The sequence below is a fragment of the Bosea sp. BIWAKO-01 genome (assembly GCF_001748145.1).
GTDB lineage: Bacteria > Pseudomonadota > Alphaproteobacteria > Rhizobiales > Beijerinckiaceae > Allobosea.
The window spans coordinates 532101-555326 of record NZ_BCQA01000001.1 but is presented as its reverse complement, the minus strand read 5'-3'; the positions used below and the strand labels follow the sequence as shown (position 1 = coordinate 555326).

At 65.0% G+C, this 23226-nt stretch carries 24 protein-coding genes and 1 pseudogene; 10 read left to right on the top strand and 15 right to left on the bottom strand.

Translation table 11 applies throughout. The features are described from left to right. Positions 1–183 precede the first annotated feature (183 nt). From BIWAKO_RS02560 to BIWAKO_RS02545, 4 genes are read left to right on the top strand one after another with little or no spacing between them, the layout of a single operon-like run. Complete coding sequence (locus BIWAKO_RS02560; RefSeq protein WP_069877208.1) at positions 184–795, top strand: glutathione S-transferase family protein; 612 nt, start codon at positions 184–186, stop codon at positions 793–795. Beyond that, entirely contained in the window at positions 795–1262 is a 468-nt protein-coding gene (locus tag BIWAKO_RS02555) for a hypothetical protein (RefSeq protein WP_069877207.1), read from the top strand. The genes BIWAKO_RS02560 and BIWAKO_RS02555 overlap by 1 nt, the downstream gene beginning before the upstream one ends. After that, entirely contained in the window at positions 1259–1729 is a 471-nt protein-coding gene (locus BIWAKO_RS02550; RefSeq protein ID WP_069877206.1) for a hypothetical protein, read from the top strand. The genes BIWAKO_RS02555 and BIWAKO_RS02550 overlap by 4 nt, the downstream gene beginning before the upstream one ends. After that, complete coding sequence (locus BIWAKO_RS02545; RefSeq protein WP_069877205.1) at positions 1726–2367, top strand: uracil-DNA glycosylase family protein; 642 nt, start codon at positions 1726–1728, stop codon at positions 2365–2367. The genes BIWAKO_RS02550 and BIWAKO_RS02545 overlap by 4 nt, the downstream gene beginning before the upstream one ends. Before the next feature lie 16 nt (positions 2368–2383). Here BIWAKO_RS02545 and BIWAKO_RS02540 read toward each other — a convergent pair whose 3' ends face one another. The 6 genes from BIWAKO_RS02540 to BIWAKO_RS02515 form a co-directional block, all read right to left on the bottom strand. Then, the gene (locus tag BIWAKO_RS02540) at positions 2384–3250 is read right to left on the bottom strand and encodes an NAD(P)-dependent oxidoreductase (RefSeq protein WP_069877204.1); all 867 of its coding nucleotides are present in this window, start codon (positions 3248–3250) and stop codon (positions 2384–2386) included. A gap of 122 nt (positions 3251–3372) precedes the next feature. After that, the gene (locus BIWAKO_RS02535) at positions 3373–4089 is read right to left on the bottom strand and encodes an ABC transporter permease (protein WP_069877203.1); all 717 of its coding nucleotides are present in this window, start codon (positions 4087–4089) and stop codon (positions 3373–3375) included. Beyond that, positions 4086–4814, bottom strand: coding sequence for an ABC transporter permease (locus tag BIWAKO_RS02530; RefSeq protein ID WP_069877202.1), 729 nt, complete (start codon positions 4812–4814; stop codon positions 4086–4088). The genes BIWAKO_RS02535 and BIWAKO_RS02530 overlap by 4 nt, the downstream gene beginning before the upstream one ends. Positions 4815–4894: 80 nt before the next feature. Next, positions 4895–5671 carry a transporter substrate-binding domain-containing protein gene (locus tag BIWAKO_RS02525; protein WP_069877201.1) on the bottom strand — a complete coding sequence of 259 codons (777 nt, stop codon included), beginning with the start codon at positions 5669–5671 and terminating at the stop codon, positions 4895–4897. A gap of 220 nt (positions 5672–5891) precedes the next feature. Continuing rightward, the gene (rocD, locus tag BIWAKO_RS02520) at positions 5892–7112 is read right to left on the bottom strand and encodes an ornithine--oxo-acid transaminase (RefSeq protein ID WP_069877200.1); all 1221 of its coding nucleotides are present in this window, start codon (positions 7110–7112) and stop codon (positions 5892–5894) included. 131 nt (positions 7113–7243) lie between these two features. Then, on the bottom strand, positions 7244–7462 hold the full coding sequence (locus tag BIWAKO_RS02515; RefSeq protein WP_069882101.1) for a hypothetical protein: 219 nt from the start codon (positions 7460–7462) through the stop codon (positions 7244–7246). A 101-nt stretch (positions 7463–7563) separates the two neighbouring features. Between BIWAKO_RS02515 and BIWAKO_RS02510 the strand changes: the two genes are divergently transcribed. Continuing rightward, positions 7564–8166, top strand: coding sequence for a TetR/AcrR family transcriptional regulator (locus BIWAKO_RS02510; RefSeq protein WP_069877199.1), 603 nt, complete (start codon positions 7564–7566; stop codon positions 8164–8166). Between the two features lie 30 nt (positions 8167–8196). On the opposite strand, the gene BIWAKO_RS02505 is transcribed toward BIWAKO_RS02510, so the two are convergent. The 3 genes from BIWAKO_RS02505 to speB form a co-directional block, all read right to left on the bottom strand. Continuing rightward, positions 8197–9441: an MFS transporter gene (locus tag BIWAKO_RS02505; protein ID WP_084652127.1), complete on the bottom strand. Its 1245-nt coding sequence runs from the start codon at positions 9439–9441 to the stop codon at positions 8197–8199. Between the two features lie 159 nt (positions 9442–9600). Then, the gene (locus BIWAKO_RS02500; RefSeq protein ID WP_069877198.1) at positions 9601–10086 is read right to left on the bottom strand and encodes an Lrp/AsnC family transcriptional regulator; all 486 of its coding nucleotides are present in this window, start codon (positions 10084–10086) and stop codon (positions 9601–9603) included. Further along, entirely contained in the window at positions 10083–11135 is a 1053-nt protein-coding gene (speB, locus tag BIWAKO_RS02495; protein WP_069877197.1) for an agmatinase, read from the bottom strand. The genes BIWAKO_RS02500 and speB overlap by 4 nt, the downstream gene beginning before the upstream one ends. A gap of 326 nt (positions 11136–11461) precedes the next feature. On the opposite strand from speB, the gene BIWAKO_RS02490 reads away from it, so the two are divergent. The 3 genes from BIWAKO_RS02490 to BIWAKO_RS02480 all read left to right on the top strand — a co-directional run bounded on the left by BIWAKO_RS02490 (position 11462) and on the right by BIWAKO_RS02480 (position 14505). Next, on the top strand, positions 11462–12547 hold the full coding sequence (locus BIWAKO_RS02490; protein WP_069877196.1) for a TRAP transporter substrate-binding protein: 1086 nt from the start codon (positions 11462–11464) through the stop codon (positions 12545–12547). A 291-nt stretch (positions 12548–12838) separates the two neighbouring features. Beyond that, the gene (locus tag BIWAKO_RS02485) at positions 12839–13933 is read left to right on the top strand and encodes a TRAP transporter substrate-binding protein (RefSeq protein WP_069877195.1); all 1095 of its coding nucleotides are present in this window, start codon (positions 12839–12841) and stop codon (positions 13931–13933) included. 191 nt (positions 13934–14124) lie between these two features. Next, positions 14125–14505 carry a porin family protein gene (locus tag BIWAKO_RS02480; RefSeq protein ID WP_069877194.1) on the top strand — a complete coding sequence of 127 codons (381 nt, stop codon included), beginning with the start codon at positions 14125–14127 and terminating at the stop codon, positions 14503–14505. A 75-nt stretch (positions 14506–14580) separates the two neighbouring features. Here BIWAKO_RS02480 and BIWAKO_RS02475 read toward each other — a convergent pair whose 3' ends face one another. From BIWAKO_RS02475 to solA, 6 genes and pseudogenes are all read right to left on the bottom strand, one after another. After that, positions 14581–16245: a TRAP transporter large permease gene (locus BIWAKO_RS02475; protein WP_069882099.1), complete on the bottom strand. Its 1665-nt coding sequence runs from the start codon at positions 16243–16245 to the stop codon at positions 14581–14583. A 152-nt stretch (positions 16246–16397) separates the two neighbouring features. Next, positions 16398–16997, bottom strand: a complete 600-nt coding sequence (locus BIWAKO_RS02470; protein ID WP_069877193.1) for a TRAP transporter small permease subunit — start codon at positions 16995–16997, stop codon at positions 16398–16400. A gap of 94 nt (positions 16998–17091) precedes the next feature. Beyond that, entirely contained in the window at positions 17092–18069 is a 978-nt protein-coding gene (locus BIWAKO_RS02465) for an MFS transporter (protein ID WP_069877192.1), read from the bottom strand. Positions 18070–18115: 46 nt separating this feature from the next. Beyond that, positions 18116–18304 (bottom strand): annotated as a pseudogene (locus BIWAKO_RS37280) (multidrug effflux MFS transporter); the annotation flags it as partial. After that, positions 18301–19203 carry a DMT family transporter gene (locus BIWAKO_RS02460; protein ID WP_141739956.1) on the bottom strand — a complete coding sequence of 301 codons (903 nt, stop codon included), beginning with the start codon at positions 19201–19203 and terminating at the stop codon, positions 18301–18303. The pseudogene BIWAKO_RS37280 and the gene BIWAKO_RS02460, both read right to left, overlap by 4 nt. Positions 19204–19266: 63 nt before the next feature. Beyond that, on the bottom strand, positions 19267–20409 hold the full coding sequence (gene solA / locus BIWAKO_RS02455; RefSeq protein WP_069877190.1) for an N-methyl-L-tryptophan oxidase: 1143 nt from the start codon (positions 20407–20409) through the stop codon (positions 19267–19269). Positions 20410–20620: 211 nt separating this feature from the next. Here solA and BIWAKO_RS02450 point away from each other — a divergent pair, with 211 nt between their 5' ends. Together BIWAKO_RS02450 and BIWAKO_RS02445 are read left to right on the top strand one after the other, a co-directional pair. After that, positions 20621–22393, top strand: coding sequence for a methyl-accepting chemotaxis protein (locus BIWAKO_RS02450; RefSeq protein ID WP_069877189.1), 1773 nt, complete (start codon positions 20621–20623; stop codon positions 22391–22393). 126 nt (positions 22394–22519) lie between these two features. After that, positions 22520–23071, top strand: coding sequence for a GrpB family protein (locus BIWAKO_RS02445; RefSeq protein ID WP_069877188.1), 552 nt, complete (start codon positions 22520–22522; stop codon positions 23069–23071). Positions 23072–23226: the final 155 nt, after the last annotated feature.

Sequence of the window (23226 nt, the reverse complement as noted above, 5' to 3'; positions counted from 1 at the left end):
GTGGAATCCGGTTTTCGGAAAAATCCGATGCTCAAATAAAGTGCTAGATCGCCGCTCCTGCGTCCGAACGGACGCACGGCGACCTAGCAGGCATGGCTGCGCCATCACGAATGGGTTTGAAATGGTTGACCGCCGGACCTCCGCCATGGTCGGGTTCGCACGCGGTTTCCGATGAGGTTGACGATGAAGCTCTATGATGGCGGGCGCGCGCCCAATCCGCGGCGGGTCCGCATCTTCTTCGCAGAGAAAGGCGTTCCCCTGCCGGAGCTCGTGCCGGTCGATATAACCCGGAAGGAGCACCTCACGCCCGAATTCGCCCGCATCAACCCGCTGAAGCGCCTGCCCGTGCTGATGCTCGACGATGGAACGGCTCTCGCCGAGACGATTGCGATCTGCCGCTATCTCGAAAGCCTGCATCCCCAACCCGTGCTCTTCGGCGGGGATGCCAAGGCACAGGCGCAGATCGAGATGTGGAACCGGCGCGTCGAGCTTGGCCTGTTCACCAGTGTCATGTCGGTCTTCAGGCACAGCCACCCGTCGATGGCAGAGCTTGAACATCAGGTGCCGGAATGGGCCGAGGCCAGCCGCGAGCAGATCGATGACCACCTCCTGATCATGGACCTGCAGCTCGCCGGCAATCGCTTCCTGTCGGGGGATCAGTTCACGGTGGCCGACATCACCGCAGGCATTGCCGTTGATTTCATGAAGCCGTCCCGGGTTCGGCTGCCTGAGGAATACGCCAACATCCGCCGGTGGCATGGCGAAGTCTCGGCGCGGCCAAGCTGGAAGGCCTGATGCGACGGGTTTTCGCCCTTCTGGCGCTCTTGGTGCTGGTCCAGCCCTCCGTCGCAGCCGAACGGCTGAACGGCGAGGCGATCAAGCGAGCCTTCGAAGGCAACACGGTGAGCGGCCGCTACACCAATGGCGGGTTCTTCACCGAGTATCATGAGCCGGATGGCCGTGCGCTCGGCCATAATGGCTGGCAGCCGAACAAGGATGCCTGTTGGATCACGAAGGAGGATCAGGTCTGCTACTACTATGGCCCTCCCAGCGACCGCACCGTGCATTGCTTCACGGTCGAGCTGACGGATCGGCTCTACGTCCTGCGCAATGTCTCGAACGGGCAGATCAATGCTCTTGCCGCCATCGAGCCTGGCAATCCGCGCGGCCATTCCGACAAGGGGGAGCCCTGGTATTGCGACGGCCTGATCTCGCAGGCGCCCGAGGTCCCGATGTCACGGCGCAGGCTTGCCTCGCGATGATGCGTCTGCTGCTCCTTGCGGCTGCGCTCATGCTTCAGGCCGCCGCCAACTCTCCGGTGAAGGCCGCGGAGCGCCTGAGCGGCGAGGATATCCGTCGCATTTTCGAAGGCAACACCGTCAGCGGCCGCTACAATAACGGTATGCCGTTCAGCGAATATCATCACGCCGACGGCCGGGCGAGCGGACATAACCGGCACGTGCCGAACCGCGACGCCTGCTGGACGACCACACCGGATGCGGTCTGCTATTACTACGGACCGCCCGAGCAGCGTCGCACCTATTGCTTCACGGTCGAGCGCAGCGGGGGCCTCTATGTCCTGCGCAACCGGCCGAGCGGCCGCATCAACGGCATCGCCACCATCGAAGCGGGTGACCCGCATGGCTATGCGACCAGCGCCAAGATCTGGACCTGCGACGGCCTGATTTCGCAGCGGCGCGGGGAGCCGCCCCGTCTGGCGGCGCGATGAAGCCGGATCGCGAGCGCGCCCCCGAAACGCTCGCCACGGTGCTGCAGGAACTGGCTGCCTGCCGCATCTGTCGCGACGAGCCGCGCTTCCCGCCGCCGCTTCCGCATGAGCCGCGCCCGGTGATCCAGGCCTCGCCGACGGCCAGGCTCTGCATCGCCGGCCAGGCGCCGGGCACCCGCGTCCATGCCAGTGGCAAGCCGTTCACCGATCCGTCCGGCGTCCGGCTGCGGCAATGGCTCGGGCTCGACGAAGCGGCGTTCTACGATGCGGCCAGGGTCGCGGTGGTGCCAATGGGCCATTGCTTCCCGGGGCTCGACGCGCAGGGCGGGGATCTGCCGCCGCGCCGTGAATGCGCGCCGATCTGGCGCATGCGCGTGCTTGCGGCGATGCCGCAGGTCGAGCTCGTGCTCGCCATCGGCCGCTATGCGCAGGCCTGGCATCTTGGCGCGAAGGCGGGCGCCAATCTCTCCGCCACGGTCGCTGACTGGCGCGCGATCCTGGCGGAGCCACGCCGCCCGCGCGTGCTTCCGCTGCCGCATCCCTCCTGGCGCAACAATGCCTGGTTGAAGCGCAATCCCTGGTTCGAGGATGAGCTTCTGCCGGTGTTGCGCCAGGAGGTGGCGCGGCTGGTCCTGTGAACGCGGAGAGCCCCTATCAATCCTCGAGGCGCGCAATCAGGCTGGACGTATCCCAGCGCTTTCCGCCCATCTTCTGAACTTCGGCATAGAACTGGTCGACCAGCGCGGTGACAGGGAGCTGGGCGCCGTTGCGACGCGCCTCCTCGAGCACGATGTCGAGGTCCTTGCGCATCCAGTCGACGGCGAAGCCGAAGTTGAACTTCCCGGCATTCATGGTCTTGCCGCGGTTCTCCATCTGCCACGAGCCGGCGGCACCCTTGGAAATCACTTCCAGCATGGACTCGACATCGAGGCCGGCGCGCTTGGCGAAATGGATGCCCTCGGACAGCCCCTGCACCAGTCCGGCGATGCAGATCTGGTTGACCATCTTGGTGAGCTGGCCTGAGCCGGCCGGGCCCATCAGCTTGCACATCCGCGCGAACGCACCGATCACCGGCTCGACCCGGGCATAGGTTTCCGGAGCGCCGCCGCACATCACGGTCAGCGCGCCGTTCTCTGCGCCGGCCTGGCCGCCGGAGACCGGCGCATCGATGAAGCCGAAGCCGCCCGCCTTCGCGGCCGCGTCGAGTTCGCGGGCGACGCCAGCCGAGGCCGTCGTGTGGTCGACGAAGACAGCGCCCTTCGCCATGCCCGTGAAGGCTCCGGCTTCGCCGATGGTCACGGAGCGCAGATCGTCGTCATTGCCGACGCAGGCGAAGACGATCTCCTGGCCCCTGGCCGCCTCGACCGGTGTCGGGGCGGATTTGCCGCCATGCTGGGTCACCCAGGCCTGGGCCTTGGCTGCGTTGCGGTTATAGACGGTGACGTCGTGGCCCTTGGCCTTGAGGTGGCCGGCCATGGGGTAGCCCATGACGCCGAGACCGAGGAAGGCAACCTTAGCCATGTTCCGCTCCGCTGATAGGTTCTGGTTTCGCTTCGGCCTTTAGCGCGCGCGACCCATTGGGGGAAGTCGCGCGGTCGCCAAGGCACTTTGTCAGGAATGGAGAGGGGCGCGGTGCGCCCCTCTCAGCGTAGCGCCATATGCCGCGTCAGCCTGAGTTCCAGCCGGTCCCAGACCCGCCGGATCACCTCGACCAGAAGAAGATAGATCAGCGCGGCGTAGAGATAGATCGTGAGATCGAAGGACCGGGCGAAGGCGAGCCTCGTCGCGCCCATCAGGTCGAACAGCGTGACGAGCGAGGCGATCGCGCTGGCCTTGATCATCACGATCAGCTCGTTGCCGAGTGGCCTGAGCGCCAGGATCATCGCCTGGGGCATGATCACAAGACGCAAGGTCGACCAGCGATGCAGCCCGAGCGCCATGGCGCCTTCGAACTGGCCGCGCGGGATCGACTGGATTGCGCCGCGCAGGATTTCGGCCTGATAGGCGGCCGTGTTCACGGTGAACGTCAGCAGCGCGCAGTAGAACGGCTCGCGGAAGAACCACCACAGCCCGACATCCTGCCAGAACAGCCGGAACTGGCCGAGGCCGTAATAGACCAGGAAGAGCTGGCACAGCAGCGGCGTGCCGCGGAAGAAGGTGGTGTAGCCGTTGATTGCGGCCTTGGCCCAGCGCGGCCCGTAAAGCCGTGCGATGGCGAGCCCGAGTGCCAGCGCAAAGCCGATCGCGACCGAGATTATGACCAGCTCGAAGGTCACCCACAGGCCGCTCGCCATCCGGCAGCCGTAGTTCTGGAAAACCTCGCTGCCGAGCAGGTAGCCCGGATACTCGCACCAGCTCATCGCGTTGCTCCACCGAAGGCAGCAAAGCCGCGATTGGCGCGAATCTCGAGACGCCCGACACCCCAGGCCGAGATCAGCGAGAAGAACAGGTAGATCAGCATCGCCGCACCGAAGAACAGGAACGGTTCCTTGGTCGCGACATTGGCGCGGGTGGTGATGAACATGATGTCGGGCAAGGTGATGACCGAGACCAGCGAGGTCTCCTTCAGCAGCACCATCCAGTTATTGCCCAAGCCGGGCAGCGCCACTCGGATGAGTTGGGGGAACACCACGAGGCGGAAGGCTTGCCCCTTGCTCAGGCCGAGCGCGGCGGCGGCCTCGCGCTGGCCCTTCTGGATCGAGTTGAGGGCGCCGACCCAGACCTCGCTGGAGAAGGCGGAGAGCACCACGCCGAGCGCCACCATACCGGCGACGAAGGGTGGCATGCTGAAATTGCCGGGCAGGCCGAGCGAGACCCAGGCCTTCTGCAGCACGATTTGGATGCCGAAATAGATGATGTAGAGCGTCAGAAGCTCAGGCACGCCGCGGAACACGGTGGTGTAGACCGTGGCCAGCCAGCGCAGAACGATGTTCTCCGAACGCTTGCCGAGCGCGACGATCAGGCCGAGCAGCAGGCCGAAAGGCAGGGTTGCCAGCGCGATGGCGATGGTGATCCCGGCGCCCTGGAGCAGGGCGAGGCCCCAGCCGCCGTCGCCGAAACCGAGCAGTGCGAGTTTGTCGAACATGAATAAGCCGGCGAGGGGAGGGAAATGGACCACCGCCGGCGCGCAAGGCACGCCGACGGGGTTCGGTCAGCCGGCTATTGTCACAGGATAGGGAACTTGAACCACTTGTCCTGGATCTTCTTGTGCGAGCCGTCGGCGATCGATTCGGCGATCGCCTTGTCCCACATCGCCTTCAGTTCAACATCGGCCTTGCGCACCGCGCCGGCCGTGCCGGGGCCATGGATCGTCGCGTCGCGCGGCACATCGGCCGCCTTCTTGCAGCAATCCTTGCCCTTGTTGTTGAGGAAGTCCTCAAGCGAGAGCGAGTCGGCGATGATGTAGTCGAGCCGCCCATTGGCCAGGTCGAGATTCGCCTCTTCCTGGGTCGGATACAGGCGGATGGTCGAATCCTTGTAGAACTTCTCGAGGAAGTTGGCGTGGATGGTCGAGCCCTGCGTTCCGATGGCCTTGCCCTTCAGCGCAGCCGGCGAGATGTCGGTTCCAGCCGACTTGCCGCTGATCGCCCAGATCGGGGTCTTGGTATAGACCGCGGTGAAGTCGACCTGCTTCTTGCGCTCATCGGTGGCGTTCATGCCGGCGATGATGATGTCGTATTTATTGGCGAGCAGCGCCGGGATGATGCCGTCCCAGTCCTGGACCACCCAGGTGCATTTCACCTTCATCTTCTCGCAAAGCATGTTGGCGTAGTCGATCTCGAAGCCTTCGAGTTCTTTCTTGGCGTTGAGATTGTTGAAGGGGGGATAGGCGCCTTCGGTGCCGATCCGGATCTCCTTCCACTCCTTTGCCTGGGCCAGGACGCCAGTGGCGCCGGCAGCCGTCAGCACAGCGGCGGCGATCAATCGAACGAAACCTTTCATGGTACCTCCCACAGGTTTGACCGGCCGGGCGTTTCGAGTTCCCGTGTCCGGCTTGTGCTTACAGATTGTGCGATCCTGTGCCCTGCCCGCAAGTGGGGGCATGCAGCTTTTCTGAGCGAAGCCGCTTAAAGGGCAGGCAGCACAAATCACTGATTTTATTGATTGTTTATGCCCCGGTCTGATTCCGCGCGGATTGTGCCTGCGCGCTTTGACACCGTGCTCAGGCCGCGCTGGCCCTGCGTTGTCCGCCAAACGCGGCAAAGACTGCCTCGCAGCGGTCGAGTCCCCAGTCCAGTTCCGCCCGGCTGATCGTCAGCGGCGGGGCGAATCGGATGACCGTCTCATGGGTTTCCTTGGTCAGCACGCCGGCGCTGGCCAGTGCCTTGACGAGCGCCTTGGCGGAGCCCGCCGCCGGATCGATATCGACGCCGATCCACAGACCGGCTCCCCGGACGTCCCGCGCGATACCGCGGGTCATCGCGGCAAGGCGCTGCTTCATGTGAGCGCCCTGTTCGGCGGAGCGCTGCACCAGCCGCTCTTCCTCGATGATCTTGAGCGACTCCAGCCCGATCGCGGCGGCGAGCGCGTTACCGCCGAAGGTCGAGCCATGCGAGCCGGGCTCGAACAGGCGCATGACATCGCGAGAGGCAAGGAAGGCCGAGACGGGATAGACACCGCCGCCAAGCGCCTTTCCGACAATCAGGCCGTCCGCCCGGATGCCTTCATGCTGATGCGCGAACCAGCGCCCGGTGCGTCCGAGCCCGGACTGGATCTCGTCAAGGATCAGCAGGACGTTGTGGCGGTCGCAGAGTTCGCGCAGCCGCTTGAGATAGCCCGCCGGCGGCATGACGATGCCCGCCTCTCCCTGGATCGGCTCGATCATGATGGCGGCGGTGCGGGGCGTTATCGCCGCCTCGACGGCCGCGGAATCACCGAAGGGCACCGTCACGAAGCCCGGTGCGAAGGGGCCGAAACCGTCGCGATAGCTGTCCTCGGAGGAGAAGCCGACGATCGTCGTGGTGCGCCCGTGGAAATTGCCCGCGGCGACGATGATCTCGGCCTGATCCCTGGCGATACCCTTGACCCGGTAGCCCCAGCGCCGTGCCGCCTTGATCGCCGTCTCGACCGCTTCGGCGCCGGTGTTCATCGGCAGCGCCATGTCCTGGCCCGACACGGCGCAGAGCTTTTCGAGGAAGGGGCCGAGCGGTTCGCAGTGGAAGGCCCGGCTGGTCACCGCGAGCTTGCGCGCCTGTTCGCTCAGGACCTTGAGAATGCGCGGGTGACCGTGGCCCAGGCTGACGGCCGAATAGCCGCTCATCATGTCGAGCCGCTTCACCCCGGAGGTATCGGTCAGCCAGACGCCCTCGCCATGTGAGAGCATGATCGGTAGTGGCGCGTAGTTGGCGGCACAGACCTGCTGCTCGAGCGCGATTGCATCCATGGTCGTTCTCCCTCGTTCCAATGAGGTTAAATCTGCCGAGACGACCGGTTAGTGTTGGAATCAGCTCCATCGGCGGCCGATTCTGTCGAGTGGGCGACAGAATCGGACACGCCAGTGTCGGACGGACGTGGCTAGGCCGTGCCGCGGCGCGCGATCGGTATCACGAGATAGACCATGCCGAGCACCATGGGGGGCACGGCCAGCGCGGTAACCGACCAGGTCGACCAGCCGGCCGTTAGCGGAGCGAGCAGAGTCAGCAGGGCGTTGATCAGCAGATAAGCGCCCACCATGAGCGTACCCAGGAAGCGGAGCCTGCCGAGGACGGCGGGAAGGGATGGCGATCGAGGCATGATCTTCTCCAAAACGAAACGTACCGTTTCGATTAATTGATAAACACGATCCGTTTCGTTATGCAAGAGGGCGGATGGCATAAGGAGCTGCGTCGTCACTCATGAGCGGAAACGATCAGCCTGCACCACGCCGCGCCTCGATTGGAGCCAGGCGCAGCCCGGCCTCAGAGGCTGCGATTCTCGCCGCGGCCCGGGACGTGCTGGCCGAAGCTGGTTATGCGGGTTTCTCGATCGACGCCGTCTCCCGGCGCGCCGGCGCCGGCAAGCCGACGATCTATCGGTGGTGGAAGACGCGCGCAGATCTGCTCATGGACGTCTATGACGCCGAGAAGGCGGCAATGCTGACGCAGCCGATGACCGGGGACCTAACGGGTGATCTGGTCGCCTATACCGAGGGGCTCTGGGACTTTTGGTCGGCGACACCCTCAGGCCGGACCTTTCGCGCCCTTATCGCCGAAGCGCAATCGAACAGCGCCGCTCTCGATGCCCTGCGCCTGAAATTCCTGCCGAAGCGGACGCTCCATCTGAGCAAGCTCTTCACCGCTGCGGCCGGGCGAGGCGAGATTGCCGAAAGCGAGATCGAGACGCGGCTCGCGCTCTATATCGGCTTCAACTGGTACCATGTCCTGACCGACCGCCTCGACGAGGGGCGGGCGGCAATTCCTGTAGCCATGGGCCTGATCGCAGCGCCAGTGTCCCGCTGACGGGACGCTGGGCGGGGCTTGTCGGAGACGCTATTCGCCCGGGACGAGCGCTGCCCTGCCTGCCTTGCTCATCTGCATGTCCCACAGCGTCAGCAGCCAGATCGCGAAGCCGCCAAGCGCGAGCGCGCTGCCGACCCAGCCCGTCGAGGTCCAGCCATAGCCGGAGGCGATCGCCATGCCTGCGAGCAGGGGCCCCAGCGCATTGGCGAGGTTGAAGGCGCTGTGGTTCAGCGCGGCGGCGAGAGTTTGCGCGTCCTCCGCGACATCCATCAGCCGGGTTTGCAGAGGCGTGCCAAGGCCGCCGCCGCAGCCGATCATGAAGACCACGATCGAGACGGTCCAGATATTGCCGGCGGCGAGCGGGAACAGGGCGAGCGAAGCGGCGCTCCAGAGCAGGATGCCTCCGACCGATGGCATCAGGGCCCGGTCGGCCGCCCAGGCACTGACGAGCGTGCCCACGGTCATGCCGAGCCCGAAGATGGCAAGCACGACAGGCACCATGCCGGGCGCGACATGCGTGACCTCCATGAGTGTCGAGGCGACATAGGTGTAGACCGCGAACATGCCGCCGAAACCGATCGCGCCGATCGCTAGGGTCAGCCAGACCTGCCGGTGCCGAAGCGCGCCGAGTTCGCGCAGCGGGCTTGCCCCGGGCTGCGGCCTGTCCTTCGGCGCGAAGGCCGCGACCAGAATGACGGTCAGGAGAGCCAGCGCCGCAACCACGCCAAAGCCCCAGCGCCAGCCGAGCGCGAGGCCCAGCCAGTTGGCGAGAGGCACGCCGAGAATGGTGGAGATCGTCAGCCCCAGCATGACGCGGGCGACCGCCTGCGACCGCCGGTTCGTCGGCACCAGCGAGGCGGCGACCAGAGCTGCGACGCCGAAATAGGCGCCATGCGGCAGGCCGCTGAGAAAGCGGAAGACGAGCATCCAGCCATAGGTGGGAGCAAGCGCGCTCAAGCCGTTGGTGATGGCGAAGGCTGCCATCAGCCCGATCAGCAGGGTCCGCCGCGAGAGTTTTGCCGCGAGCACTGCAATGACGGGGGCGCCGGCGACGACGCCGAGCGCATAGGCGCTGATCACATGCCCGGCGGTCGGTCCATCGACGCCGAGGCCGACCGAGAAATAGGGCAGCAGGCTCATGACCGCGAATTCGGCCGTCCCGATGGCGAAGCCACCCATCGCCAGTGCGAACAGAACAAGGCTGGTGCGTTGTGCCGGTGTGGCAAGCGATCCTGCTGGGCGCGCGACAGCCGCTCCCGTGCTGGAGGAGGTCATGGATTTCGTCCGGATGATGAAGGCGTGATGCTGCGGCGCGATGTTCGCGCTGCGCTGCAACATATTGTCTCCGGCATGCGCTTGGCGCAAGGGCCTAACGGCCCGATCGCGCGTGGGGCAGGGCGCCATGAGCGCAGGGCATGGCGCCCGCCGCGCTGCTTACTGCTCCGCCAGAGGGTATCCGTCGAAGTCCTTCAGCGCCTTCAGTGCGAAGGTGGTGGCGATCTTGGCCACGCCGAGCTGCGCATCGGCCAGCCAGGTCCCCGTCAGTTCCTCATATTCCGCCAGTGAATCCGCGACGATTCGGGCAAGATAATCCGCCTCGCCGCTGACCACCTGGACCTCGACCACGTCAGGGCAGGCCCTCAAGACCTTCTCGACCCGTTCGCGCCGCCCGACCGAGTGGTCGCGCAGCGAGATTTGCGCGAAGGCGACGATGGCATGGCCCGCGATCTCCGGCGACAGCCTCGCGCCATAGCCGAGGATCAGCCCCGAGGCTTCGAGCTTGCGCACGCGCTCGAGGCAGGGGCGGGCGGACAGGCCGACCCGCTCCGAGAGCGCCTGATTGGTGATGCGGCCCTCCGCGCGCAGGATCGTGACGATCCTGCGGTCGATCGCGTCGAGCTGGACGGCCTTGCGCTTCACGGCCTGCCCTTGCCGGCAGCGCGCGCCTCGGCGATCAGGCAGAGTTCGGCGAACAGGACCTGCGCCGCGCATTGGGCCGTGTTCGAGGTCGCGTCATATTGCGGTGCGACTTCGACGACATCGGCCGCGACGATATCGCGGCCCTTGAGGCCGCGCAGGATCGCAAGCGCCTCGCGCGGCGTCAGCCCGCCGACCTCGGGCGTGCCGGTGCCGGGCGCGAAGGCCGGGTCGAGCGAATCGACATCGAAGGAGACATAGGTCGGCCCGTCCCCGATCACGGCGAGCGCCTTTGCGATCACCGCATCGAGCCCCATGCGGTCGACCTCATCGGCATGGATCACGGTCATGCCGGACTCGTAGGAGAACTCCCAGAGATACTCGGCACCGCCGCGGATGCCGATCTGGATGACGCGTTCGGGATCGAGTACGCCATCGAGCACGGCCTGCCGGAACGGCCCGCCATGATGGAATTTCGAGCCTTCATAGGGCCCGGACGTGTCGCAATGCGCGTCGATATGAACCATGCCGACCGGGCGTTTCTCGCCGACGGCCTTGAGGATCGGATAGGTGATCGAATGGTCGCCACCGACCGCAAGCGTCGAGACGCCGGCCTTCACGATCGTCTTGAAGGTCGCTTCGATATCCTCGTGGCAGCTCTCGAGCGAATAGCGCGAGCGGAAGGGCACATCGCCGATATCGGCAACCTTGAGCTGGCCGAAGGGCGCCATGCCGGTGACGTGATCCATCGGCCCCATGCGCTCGACGGCGCGGACCGCGCGCGGCCCCAGCCGCGTGCCGGCGCGGTTCGTGACGCCGAGATCCATCGGCAGGCCAATGATCGCGACGTCGAGCCCGCCGAGATTGGGCTTGCTCAGCGCATCGGGCTGGTAGGGTGCGCTGATGAAGGTCGCAACGTCGGAGAAAGGCCATTTCCGACGGTCGCCCTTGAACTGGTCGGCGGCGACCTTGGCGAAGCGCGGGTCGTGGATGTCGCCCCCGCTCGCGCCGGCATAACGGGCTCTCAGCCTGGCGAGTTTGTCCTGATCCATGTCGCGTCTCTCATCAATTTGTCTGCATTGGGCGATCGGAGGTTGACCGGGCCCCGCGAAAGTACCATGCGCTTCGTGTGCAGCCGTGCCATGCCTTAAGCGCAATTGTCGAGGCGTCTGGGTTGGTTGACGGTGATGCGATGTTTGGGGAGAGCTGCGCAAATTTTGTGCAGGCATGGATCGGCGGCAGGAATGAAAGTTTGGATCAACCAAACGTGCCCGCAAGATCGACTGCGCACCGAGCGATAATGATCCTTGAAACTTCGCCGCAACGGGGCCGAACCCGCCTGCGCGTCGCAAAGTCGAAATCCGAGGAGATGTCCATAATGAAGCGTCGTCAATTTATCCAGGCCGCCACTGCAGGCGCTGCGGCCTCCGCTGTCGCCATGCCGGCCGTTGCGCAGTCGAATCCGGAAGTGAAATGGCGCCTTGCGTCGAGCTTCCCGAAGTCCCTCGACACGATCTATGCCGGCGCCGAGATCATGGCCAAGATGGTCTCCGAGCTGACCGACGGCAAGTTCCAGATTCAGGTCTTCGCGGCGGGCGAAATCGTTCCCGGCCTGCAGGCTGCGGATGCCGTCACCAACGGCACGATCGAGATGGCGCACACCGTCTCGTATTACTATGTCGGCAAGGATCCGACCTTCGCGATTGCCGCATCGGTGCCGTTCGGTCTCAACGCCCGCATGCAGAATGCCTGGCTCTATCAGAACGGCGGCAATGAGCTGTTCAACGAGTTCTTCAAGAAGTTCAACATCTACGGTCTGCCCTGCGGCAATACCGGCGCGCAGATGGGCGGCTGGTTCCGCAAGGAGTTCAAGACCGTTGCCGATCTTCAGGGCCTGAAGATGCGCATCGGCGGCATCGCCGGCCAGGTTCTCGCCAAGCTCGGCGTCGTGCCGCAGCAGCTCGCCGGTGGCGACATCTATCCGGCGCTGGAAAAGGGCACGATCGACGGCGCCGAGTGGGTCGGCCCCTATGACGACGAGAAGCTCGGCTTCTCCAAGGTCGCGCCGTATTACTACTACCCGGGCTTCTGGGAAGGCGGACCGACGGTCCATGCCTTCGTCAACCTGGAGAAGTGGAACGCGCTTCCCAAGGCCTACCAGGCTGCCCTGACCGCCGCCTGCACCTATGCCAATACGCAGATGGCTGCACGGTATGATGTCGTTAACCCGCCGGCGCTGAAGCGCCTGGTCGGCGCCGGCACGCAGCTGCGCCCGTTCTCGCAGGAGATCCTCGAAGCCAGCCTCAAGGCCTCGAACGAACTCTATGCCGAGATCTCGGCCAAGAACCCGGACTTCAAGAAGGCCATCGATACGATGACGGCCTTCCGCTCCGACCAGTATCTCTGGTGGCAGGTCGCGGAGCTCACCTTCGACGTCTTCCAGGTGCGTTCGCGCGCGCGCTGATTCAGCGACATACGGCCGAGATCTTCTCGGTCGAGAACAACGCGAAAGCCCGGCGCAAGCCGGGCTTTTTCTTTGTTCGTCCTTGCGACATCGGATTTCCCTTGAGGCGAGGCCAGTTCGCCTTGTTTGACAGAACTTGGTTTCCCCTGCGGTGAAAAAACTATCCTGCAAAAAATGCATGGGGGGCATGCTTTCCACTTGCGTGGATTACAGGACCTGCTTTTCTGGAGCGCGCGCGCAAAGCCGGATCAACCGGTGCCGCTGAACGTCTCTGAGGGGAGAAAAATCCAGATGAAGCGTCGCCACTTCTTGAAGGTTGCCGGGGCGGGGGCTGCCGCTGGCGCCATTGCCAGCCCGGCCATCGCCCAGCCCATGCCTGAACTGAAATGGCGAGTGACCTCGTCATTTCCGAAGTCCCTCGACACGATCTACGGCGCTTCCGAGATCCTCTCGAAGGCCGTGTCGGAGGCGACCGACGGGAATTTCCAGATCCAGGTCTTCGCCGCCGGCGAAATCGTTCCCGGCCTGCAGGCGGCCGATGCGGTCACCAACGGCACCGTCGAGATGTGCCACACTGCCTCCTATTACTATGTCGGCAAGGATCCGACCTTCGCCTTCGGCACCGCGGTGCCGTTCGGCCTCAATGCGCGCCAGCAGAACGCCTGGTTCTACCATGGTGGCGGCAATGAATTGCTCAACGAATTCTACAAGAAGCACAATATCTACGCAGTGCCCGGCGGTAATACCGGCTGCCAGATGGGCGGTTGGTTTCGCAAGGAGATCAAGACCGTTGCCGATATGCAGGGCGTGAAGATGCGCATCGGCGGCTTCGCCGGGCAGGTCATGAGCAAGCTCGGTGTCGTGCCGCAACAGATCGCCGGTGGCGACATCTACCCGGCGCTGGAAAAGGGCACGATCGATGCGGCCGAATGGGTCGGGCCGGCCGATGACGAGAAACTCGGATTCAACAAGGTTGCGCCGTTCTATTACTATCCGGGCTGGTGGGAAGGCGGCGCTGCGCTGCATTTCTTCATCAACCAGGCGAAATGGGAATCTCTGCCCAAGGTCTACAAATCGGTGCTGACCACGGCGGCGGCACTGGCGAATGTCGACATGCAGGCCAAATACGATGCCAGGAATCCAGCCGCCCTGAAGCGTCTCGTCGGCGCCGGTGCGCAATTGCGACCGTTCTCGCAGGAGATCATGGAAGCCTGCCTCAAGGCATCCAAGGAGGTCTATGCCGAGACATCGGCCAAGAATCCCGACTTCAAGAAGGTCTATGAGGCGATGTCGGCCTTCCGCGGTGACGAATATCTCTGGTTCCAGATTGCCGAATACAGCTTCGACAATTTCCTGATCCGCGCGCGCGCGGCCAACCAGCTCTGAAAAGAGCGACCCACCGGGAAACCGGCGAACTCGATCCCTGTCGGACCCCGGCCGTGAGGCCGGGGTTTTTCGCGTGCGCTGGGCAGGCCGAGGGGTGGCCGCCGGCCATTGCTTTGCCGCGCTTGCGGGCTAGAGTCACGGTTCGTCACGCCCTGCGCGCCGCTTGCGCATCTGTTCGGGAAGTCTTGCGAATGCCGCGTCTGATTGTCGGTCTGCTCGCTATGTTTGTTGCAACGGCTCCCGCCGCGGCTCAGTCGATCGGCCAGCCCATCCCCGGTCGTGGCGCCCCGGCTGGCAAGCTGCCTGCCCCCAATCTGGACAAGGCGACGCGCCCCTGCCCGGAATACGGCCCGGGCTATGTCAGGGTCGACGGCGCCTCCTTCTGCGTGCGTGCGGGCGGCTCGGTTCGGGCCGAGTTCGGCAAGCGCTCCGACAATCGCTATGGCTCTGCGGTCGGTGCCACGGCCCAGCTCGAGGCGCGTGGCGAGTCCACTCTCGGGCCGGTGCGTGCGATCGTCCGTGGCAAGGTTCAGTCCGATCGGGGCTTGCTGGGCGACAGCTTCTATCGCTGATCCCAAGGGCTACCGTGCAGACGTGAAAAAGGCGGGGAAACGCTCCCCGCCTTTTCTGTTTCCGGTGCCCGGCGCCTATTTGAGATTGAGCGTCGGTGGGGCGTTGAGGTCGAGGCCCGGCATGCCGCCGCTGCCGCCCAGCCCCGGGATCTGGATCGAGTCGAATTGCTTGTCGATCGCCTTCTGGTCGAGCTGAATGGCCGACGCCTTGTAGTGCATCACCATCTTCGGGAAGATGATGACGAGTGCCACCATGATGCACTGGATCACCACGAAGGGCACAGCGCCCCAATAGATCTGGCCGGTGGTGACGGGGTCCATCTGCAGGCCCGTGACCTTGTCCTTGTAGCGGTGCTTGGGTGCGACTGAACGCAGGAAGAACAGCGCGAAGCCGAAGGGCGGGTGCATGAAGCTCGTCTGCATGTTCACGCCCAGGATGACGCCGAACCAGATCAGGTCGATGCCGAGCTTTTCGGCCGCAGGGCCGAGCAGCGGCACCACGATGAAGGCCAGCTCGAAGAAATCGAGGAAGAAGGCCAGCAGGAAGACCATCACGTTGACGACGATCAGGAAGCCCGTCGCGCCGCCGGGCAGCCCGACCAGCAGATGCTCGACCCAGACATGGCCGTTGACGCCGTAGAAGGTCAGCGAGAACACGCGCGCGCCGACCAGGATGAACAGCACGAAGGCCGAGAGCTTGGCCGTCGACTCCGTCGCCTGCTTCAGCAACTCGAAGGAGAGGCGGCGCTTGCTGAAGGCGAGCAGGATCGCGCCCGCCGCGCCCATCGCGCCGCCTTCGGTCGGAGTCGCGACACCGATGAAGATCGTGCCGAGCACGAGGAAGATCAGCGCCAGCGGCGGCACCATCACGAAGATGACCTGCTCGGTCATGCGCGACAGCAGCTTGAGGCCCAGCATCTTGTTGATCAGTGCGATGACCAGCGAGACGCCAACCATGATCGACATCGTCAGCACGACGAAATCGGCGCCGGCATCGACCTTGGTATAGAGTTTCATATAGGCGTAGGCGACGCAGAAGGAGAGGATCGCGACGACCAGCAGCGAGAACCGGCGCGTCTTGCCGTCGGCATCGCGCAGGGTCTGCGCTTCCGGTGGCAGGCCGGGCGCGCGCTTGGGATAGACGATGGTGACGAGGAAGACGTAGCCGGCGTAAAGCCCGGCGAGGACGAGGCCTGGAATGAAGGCGCCCTCATACATGTCGCCGACGGAGCGGCCGAGCTGGTCGGCGAGCACGATCAGAACCAGTGAAGGCGGGATGATCTGCGCCAGCGTTCCAGACGCCGCGATTACGCCCGAGGCGAGCCGGCGGTCATAGCCGTAGCGCAGCATGATCGGCAGCGAAATCAGGCCCATCGAGATGACGGAGGCGGCAACGACGCCGGTCGTGGCGGCGAGCAGGGCGCCGACGAAGATCACGGCATAGGCGAGGCCGCCGCGGACGGGGCCGAAGAGCTGGCCGATCGTGTCGAGCAGGTCTTCCGCCATGCCCGAGCGCTCGAGCACCAATCCCATGAAGGTGAAGAAGGGAATGGCGAGCAGCACGTCGTTGTTCATCGTGCCGTAGATGCGTTCCGGCAGCGCCTGCAGGAAGTTCTCCTGGAACATGCCGAGGTCGATGCCGATCAGCGCGAAAAGCAGACCGTTGGCGGCAAGCGCGAAGGCGACGGGATAGCCCAGCAGGAGAAAGAGCACCAGGGCGGCGAACATCACCGGCGCCATGTTGACGCGCAGAAAATCGCCGATCCCCGCGGCATGGGCATCACCCATATGCAGGCTGAAGAAGGCGGTGAGGGTGAGCGCGAGCAAAAGCCCGGCGGCGCGCGCGAAGCGGGAGGCGATCATCGGCGATTTCCGGTCTGCGTCTGGGTTGCTCACGAAGCCAGGCCCTGGGCCTTGGCTTGATCCAGCAGGCGTTGCGCTTCTGCTTCCGCAGCGGCCGCATGTCCCCGCAACGTCTCCTCGTCTTCCAGGAGGCCGCGCATGATCGCGATCTGCTTGATGACTTCCGAAATGCCCTGGCAGAACAGCATGAAGAAGCCGACGATCAGCAATCCCTTGGCGGGCCACTGGGGCAGGCCGCCGGCCGAGAGCGACTGCTCGTTGACCGCGTAGGAGCGCCAGAAGAACGGCCAGGAATGGTAGATCATCAGCGCGCAGAACGGCAGCAGGAAGAGGAGATGACCGAGAAGGTCGATCCATTGCTGAACGCGCTTCGGCAGCTGGCTGTTCAGGATGTCGATGCGGATATGCTCCTTCACCTGCAGCGTCCAGGATGCGCACATCAGGAAGACGGCGCCGAACAGCATCCATTGCAGCTCGAGCCAGGCATTCGACGACATGTTGAAGATCTTGCGCACGATCGCGTTGACCGTGGCGACAATGACGGCCAGCAGGATCAGCCAGGCAACTTTCTTGCCGATCTGACTGTTGATCGCGTCGATGATGCGGCTGACCTTGAGAAGTCCCTGCACACCCGCTCTCCCAGATTTTGAATGCACGCGGCGCATGAGGGCCATGTCGCGCTGGTTATGCGGTGGTTATACGAAGGCCTGGGGCAGCACAAGATTACGCAGGGCGACGGGCTGGGGATCGGCCGTGTCGCCGGAAGCCGCTGAAACGCAAGGAAAATAGGCCGATCGCCATCATCAGCCACATCGTGGCGATCAGGGACTGCGGCCAAAGTATGACAAGCCAGCTGATCACGATCGTGGCCAAGGCACCGACCCCGAGCTGGATGGCTCCCATCAGACCGGCTGCGGAGCCGGCTAGCTCGGGTTTGGCGGACAGTGCCGCGGCTGCCGCACCGGGAATCGTCAAGCCATTGCCGGCCGATCTGATCGCCAGCGGCAGGAAGAGGGTGAGCGGTGTCCAGTAGTCGCTCATCGCGAAGACCATCGCGACGCTCATCATCACCACAGAGATGATCAGGCCAAGTCGCACCAGGGGGGCGGCTCCGCGCCTGACCGCGAGCCGCGACATCGCGAAGTTCCCGACCATGTAGCCGAACGCGCTCAGGATGAAGTAGGCGCCATAGACATCCGAGCCCCGGCCCATCGTCTCGACGACGATGAAGGGGGCGCCGGCGACGAAGGCGAAGAACGCGGCCGATGTCATCGAAAGCGCGATGACGTTGACGATGAACTCCCGGTCGAGCGCAAGGACCGGGAAGGAACGGAAGACGCCGAGCAGCGATGTCCTGATGCCGACATTCGGAGCGGTTTCCGGCAATCGGGCCGCCGTCAGCAGGAGAACGAGCACGCCGGCTGCGGTCATCGCCCAGAAGATCATCCGCCAGCCGAACCAGGTTTCGATATGGCCGCCGAGATAGGGTGCGATCATCGGCGCCACCACCATGACCATGGTGACGCTGGCGATCTGGCTCGCTGCCTCGTCGCGATGGGCGCTGTCGCGGATAATGGCTCGGGCCAGCGCGAAGGTCGTACCGGCACCAGCGCCCTCCAGCACGCGCGCCGCCAGCAGGACTTCCGTGGTGGGGGCTAATGCTCCGAGAATCGAGCCGAGAATGAGCGATGATCCCGGCATTGACGCAAGGGCGCCGTCCGAAGCGGTCGGAGAGCGGGCCGATCAGCAACTGGATCAGCGCGACCGAGACGAGATACAGCGTCAGCGTGAGCTGGATCGTTGCGTAGTTCGTGCCGAAATGGCGCGCCACGGCCGGTGTCGCAGGCGCGAGAAGGTTGAGGGCGATCGGCTGCAGGGCCGAGATAGCGACCAGGACGAGCAGGGCGGGCTTCGCTGCGACAGGCTGGCCGCTCATGACGCCGGGCCACCCTCGATCTTCAGCTTGGCACTGGGAACGACGCGCTGGCGATGCAGGGTGTAGAGGCCGCTGCCGGCGATCAGCGCGATGCCGGTGACGGCCCAGGCGTCGGGAACCTCTCCCCAGAGCAGGAACCCGATCAGCACCGCGAAGGCGACGCCGGAATTGCGGTAGCCGGTGACGACCCCGACATCGGTGTTCCGGAAGGCGTTGACGATGCAGAAGCTGCCAAGCGAAACCAGCACGGCCGCGCCGCCGACATAGACGGTCTCGATCCGGTGGACGGGCACCCAGGTTTCGAAGAAGCCGAGCGTGACTGCGAACAGTCCGACGATGATTGTTGCGGTGAGCGAGATCACTGTCGAAGGGACGTGGTTGCCGATCCTGCGGGTGACGAGATCACGGATCGCGGCCAATGTGGCGCTGGCGAGGGCCGTGATCGCGGCGATGTTCATATGCTCGGGCGTCGGGCGGATCACCACCAGCACGCCTATGAAGCCGACCATGACGGCGAGTGTCCGGCGCCAGCCGACCTTCTCGATGCCGAGCGCCACCGCGAGCACGAGGATGATGAGCGGGGAGGCCATCAGGATGGCGGTGATATTCCCGAGCGGGAGCTTGGCCAGCGACCAGATGAAGATCAGGGCGATCGCGGCCTCGATCATCCCACGGAGCAGAACGAGCGGCCTGAACATTTCGCCGAGCTTGCGCGCCTCGCCCATGAACCAGACCATGGCCAGCGCCGTCGTCACCGCAAAGACGGCCCGAAGAGCGATCGCCTGCCCGACGGGGTAGGCTTCGCGTGCGAGCTTCATGAGCGCGTCGTTGCAGGTGAAGAGCAGCATCGCCAGCAGCATGGCGATGATTCCACGACGGTTTTCGGCTGAACTGGCCAAGGCAAGGTCCTGGTGGCGTCGGGAGGCCCTCGCGCAGAACGCTGCGCCGGGGCTCGCGGCGGCTCACGCTTGCGGAAAGCGGCTGAGCGAGAAGGGTTTGAGATCGAAAGCGGATTGGCCGGTGGTGGAGAGATCGGCGAGGATTTCGCCGATGGCGCTGGCGAATTTGTAGCCGTGGCCGGAACAGGCGGATGCAAATACGGCCTGCGGAACGCCCGGCACGGCGTCGATCACGAAATCCTCGTCGGGCGTCACGGTGTAGACGCAGCCCTTCAGGCTGAGTGGCTCTCCGGCCGCATCGGGCAGGTAGCGAGCCAGGCAATCGCGGATCAGTGCTACCTGGCGCGGGCTCGGAGTGCGGTCCGGCTCGCGCGGATCCATCGGCTCGCGCCCGAAATGCGGGCCGCCGAGCTTGAAACCGGGATGCTCGTAGAGTGGAAAGCCGTAGAAGGTGCCTTCCTCGACACTGAGAATGAAGACGGGGAAGGCCCCCGGACGATACAGCTCCGGCCGCCGCGTCGTGAACCAGCCGATGGCCTGCCGCACGGTCGAGACATTCGCGGCCAGTGCCGGGACCGCGTCGGCGATCCAACCGCCCGACGTGATCACCAGCCGGCCAGCGGAGTAGGTGCCGCGCTCGGTGCGCACGACCACGCCGCCTTGCGCGGTCGGCGCCCAGTCGAGCAGCGGCTCATTGGTCCGAATTTCGGCGCCGCGGGATTGGGCGAGGCCGACATGGGCATAGATCGCCTTCTCTGAGGCGACGAACCCACCATCGGGCTGCCAGAGACCGACATGTCCCGCCGGCAGCTGAAAGCCAGGGAAACGGCGCGCGATCTCAGGGCCTGAGAGCACCTCATGAGTCAACCCGTGGTCAAGACAGGAGCGCAGCGACGACTCGACCGGACCGGCGCCTTCGGGGGCGAGATCGAGCGAACCGGTGACGTGCAGCAACTGCATGCCCGCTTCCGCGCCGGTCTCGGACCAGAGCTGATGTGCGCGCCGGACGATCGGCACGTAATGCGAGCCTTCGAAATAGGCGAGGCGGATGATCCGCGTCATGCCATGTGACGAGCCCATCGCATGGCCGAGGTCGAAGCGCTCGAGGCCAAGGACCTTCAGTCCGCGCCGCGCGAGATGCCAGCAGGCGGCAGAGCCCATGGCGCCGACACCGGCAACGATCACGTCGTAGCTATGACTTGTCATGGGCTGGCCTGGGGGTGGCGAGGCGGATGATCAGAGCTTTAGCGGTAGCCTTGCATGGGGTCCATGCCACTCCGGGGCGGCGAATCCCGCTCCCGGCGCATGGCCCTTCGCGAGACCGATCTCACGCTGCGGCAGGCCGGAGCTTCGGGAGAAGCTTTGTTAACGTTGCGCGACCATAAAGGTTCGACTTTGCGTTGTCCGGGATTGGCTGATGTTTCGCGAAACGGTCCGGCGCTGGTTGGGCACCCAAGACCGTGCCGTTGCAACCGGGCCTGTTGCCACTGCCGAGCCGATTTCGCCGGCAGAAGCGATCGAACTTCCCGATCCGCTCGACGATGCCTCGATCCGCGAAGCCGTCAATGCGCTCGAGCAGGATGTCGTTGCCGCCCTGCGGCGCCTCACCGGGCGCCTGTATGAGGCAGAGCATACGTCAAGCCAGGCCGAGGGAGGCTCGATCGGCATTCACAGGCGCACCAACGATCTGAGGCAGGCGGCCGAGACGGCCAGCATGAATTCGAGCGCGCTCGCGACCGCAACCCAGCAGGTCTCCGACGCGGCCGAGCAGGTCGGCAGCTCGATGAATGGCGCGCGCGACATGCTGGAGGCAGCGGCCATGCGCGCCGGCGAGGCGACGCAGATGATGACAGGCCTCGCCTCCGCCACGGTCGAGATCCGCAGCATTGTCGATTCCATCGCCGAGATCGCGCGCCAGACCAATCTGCTTGCCTTGAATGCGACCATCGAAGCGGCGCGCGCCGGTGAGGCCGGCCGCGGTTTCGGCGTGGTTGCCCAGGAAGTGAAGGCGCTCTCCATCGAGGTGCGCGACGCGGTCGACCATATCCGCAACCGTGTCGATCGGCTGACCCAGACGGCCCAGGGCTCGGCCGCGATCGTCAATGATGCGCTGCAAATGGTGCGGGACGTCAATCCGGTGATCGCGGCGATCGGCAGCGCCTCGCTCGAGCAGGCAGCCGCGGCCGCGGAGCTGTCGCGCAGCGCCGACGAGACGGCCCGCTTCATCGATACGGTTTCCCGGCAGGTCGGCGAGATCGACGAAATGGCCTTGGGTGCGGCGGCTCGCAGCGCCGAGTCGCGCGCCGCGATGTCGGATGGCGCGCGGCAGGCCGAAGGGCTGATGGGGCGCTTCGTGCCATTGCTGCGGCACACCGTCTTCGCCGACCGCCGTCAGCATGACAGGTTTCCGGCGGAATATCCGGTCGAGGGACGCTTCGGCGCCACGACCTTCAACGCGCAGACGATCGATCTCGGCCTGGGTGGAACGCTGCTGCTCGCCCAGTCCGATCCCGGCATCCGCGCCGGTACAGGCGGGACGATCACCATCGGTGGCTTGCCGCCTTTGGCGTGCCGCCTGATGGCGTCGAGCCAGCTCGGCCTGCATGTCGCCTTCGGCGAAGCGACCGTCAGGGAGCATGAGCCCCTGCGCCGTCTGCTCGACGAGCTCGAAGAATCCTATCGGCCGCTGATCGAGCGCGCACAGCTCTTCGCGGGCCGCCTCGGCACGCTCTTCGAGCAGGCGCTGCGCGACGGGAAACTGTCGGAAGCCCAGCTTTTTGACGTCAACTATCTGCCCGTGCCGGAGACCGAGCCGCAGCAATACACCAACAGCGCTTTGCCGGCCCTGGAGGCCCTGTTGCCGCCGGCGCTCGCCGAGGAACTGGCCAGCGATCAGCGGCTCGTCTTTGCCCTGCCCATTGATCGCAACGGCTATATTCCGGTGCACCATCCCGAATTCGCCCATCCGCAGCGCAAGGGTGATCCTGCCTGGAACGCGCCGCATAGCCGTAACCGCCGCATGTTCCATGATCGCGCCGGCATCATGTCGGCCCGTTCCGTGCGCCCCTTCCTCGTCCAGTCCTACCGGCGCGACATGGGCGACGTCACCCAGCTCATGCGCGAGGTCGATGCGCCGCTCCGCGTGAATGGCCGCCATTGGGGCGGTGTGCGGATGGCCTACCGGATGTAGGAGGCCAGGGCGCCTGCGCGACGGGCCCGGGCCATGAAGGAGTGGCTGGTTCCCTCCGCGTGCTCGTCCTTGCGCCGGGCAGCGGCATCGTAGAAAGAGCTCGGCCCTGAATGGAAGAGCACTGGCATGCCGCCACCCATCAAAGTCGAATTGCACCCCCATGATCCCAATTGGTCCGATCTCGCCGGGCGCGAGGCACAACGTCTCGCGGAGGCGATCGGGCCATGCTTGCTCATCGTTCATCACGTCGGTTCGACGGCGATCCCGGCCATTCACGCCAAGCCGATCCTGGACCTTCTGCCAGTGGTCGGGAGCCTGGCTGCGCTGGATGCGCGGCAAGGCGAGCTGGAAGCGCTCGGTTACGAATGGTGGGGAGAGCTTGGCTTGGCCGGCCGACGCTATCTTACGAAACCCGATACGGAGACGGGGCGCAGGCTCGTCCAGCTCCATTGCTATCCCGAAGGCTCCCCGGAGATCACGCGACACCTGGCGTTCCGCGATTATCTCCGCGCCCATCCCGACGTCGCAGAAGCCTATGATCGCGTGAAAGCGGATTGCCGCAGCCGGCACCCCGACGACTCCCATGCTTATGGCGACTGCAAGGACGCGTGGATCAGGCAGGCGGAGGCAGACGCTCTCGCGTGGTATCAACGCCGCTCAGCGCCGGGACGTCTGTGAGACCGGCCGGCGTGAGCCGACCCGCCGACCTGAGCAATGAGGCTCCCTAGAAGCTGGCCCGGGCAGGGCGCATCCGAATCCAAAAGCCGCGCCAGCCTATGGCTAACGTAACGTAAACATCAACGGGAAGCGGTCGATCCTTACCGGATGTCCAT

Excerpts from the sequence above, each read along its gene's own strand:
- BIWAKO_RS02560 (WP_069877208.1), top strand. The coding sequence starts at position 184 with ATGAAGCTCTATGATGGCGGGCGCGCGCCCAATCCGCGGCGGGTCCGC.
- BIWAKO_RS02555 (WP_069877207.1), top strand. The coding sequence starts at position 795 with ATGCGACGGGTTTTCGCCCTTCTGGCGCTCTTGGTGCTGGTCCAGCCC.
- BIWAKO_RS02550 (WP_069877206.1), top strand. The coding sequence starts at position 1,259 with ATGATGCGTCTGCTGCTCCTTGCGGCTGCGCTCATGCTTCAGGCCGCC.
- BIWAKO_RS02545 (WP_069877205.1), top strand. The coding sequence starts at position 1,726 with ATGAAGCCGGATCGCGAGCGCGCCCCCGAAACGCTCGCCACGGTGCTG.
- BIWAKO_RS02540 (WP_069877204.1), bottom strand. The coding sequence starts at position 3,250 with ATGGCTAAGGTTGCCTTCCTCGGTCTCGGCGTCATGGGCTACCCCATG.
- BIWAKO_RS02535 (WP_069877203.1), bottom strand. The coding sequence starts at position 4,089 with ATGAGCTGGTGCGAGTATCCGGGCTACCTGCTCGGCAGCGAGGTTTTC.
- BIWAKO_RS02530 (WP_069877202.1), bottom strand. The coding sequence starts at position 4,814 with ATGTTCGACAAACTCGCACTGCTCGGTTTCGGCGACGGCGGCTGGGGC.
- BIWAKO_RS02525 (WP_069877201.1), bottom strand. The coding sequence starts at position 5,671 with ATGAAAGGTTTCGTTCGATTGATCGCCGCCGCTGTGCTGACGGCTGCC.
- rocD (WP_069877200.1), bottom strand. The coding sequence starts at position 7,112 with ATGGATGCAATCGCGCTCGAGCAGCAGGTCTGTGCCGCCAACTACGCG.
- BIWAKO_RS02515 (WP_069882101.1), bottom strand. The coding sequence starts at position 7,462 with ATGCCTCGATCGCCATCCCTTCCCGCCGTCCTCGGCAGGCTCCGCTTC.
- BIWAKO_RS02510 (WP_069877199.1), top strand. The coding sequence starts at position 7,564 with ATGAGCGGAAACGATCAGCCTGCACCACGCCGCGCCTCGATTGGAGCC.
- BIWAKO_RS02505 (WP_084652127.1), bottom strand. The coding sequence starts at position 9,441 with ATGACCTCCTCCAGCACGGGAGCGGCTGTCGCGCGCCCAGCAGGATCG.
- speB (WP_069877197.1), bottom strand. The coding sequence starts at position 11,135 with ATGGATCAGGACAAACTCGCCAGGCTGAGAGCCCGTTATGCCGGCGCG.
- BIWAKO_RS02490 (WP_069877196.1), top strand. The coding sequence starts at position 11,462 with ATGAAGCGTCGTCAATTTATCCAGGCCGCCACTGCAGGCGCTGCGGCC.
- BIWAKO_RS02485 (WP_069877195.1), top strand. The coding sequence starts at position 12,839 with ATGAAGCGTCGCCACTTCTTGAAGGTTGCCGGGGCGGGGGCTGCCGCT.
- BIWAKO_RS02480 (WP_069877194.1), top strand. The coding sequence starts at position 14,125 with ATGCCGCGTCTGATTGTCGGTCTGCTCGCTATGTTTGTTGCAACGGCT.
- BIWAKO_RS02475 (WP_069882099.1), bottom strand. The coding sequence starts at position 16,245 with ATGGCGCCGGTGATGTTCGCCGCCCTGGTGCTCTTTCTCCTGCTGGGC.
- BIWAKO_RS02465 (WP_069877192.1), bottom strand. The coding sequence starts at position 18,069 with ATGCCGGGATCATCGCTCATTCTCGGCTCGATTCTCGGAGCATTAGCC.
- solA (WP_069877190.1), bottom strand. The coding sequence starts at position 20,409 with ATGACAAGTCATAGCTACGACGTGATCGTTGCCGGTGTCGGCGCCATG.
- BIWAKO_RS02450 (WP_069877189.1), top strand. The coding sequence starts at position 20,621 with ATGTTTCGCGAAACGGTCCGGCGCTGGTTGGGCACCCAAGACCGTGCC.
- BIWAKO_RS02445 (WP_069877188.1), top strand. The coding sequence starts at position 22,520 with ATGCCGCCACCCATCAAAGTCGAATTGCACCCCCATGATCCCAATTGG.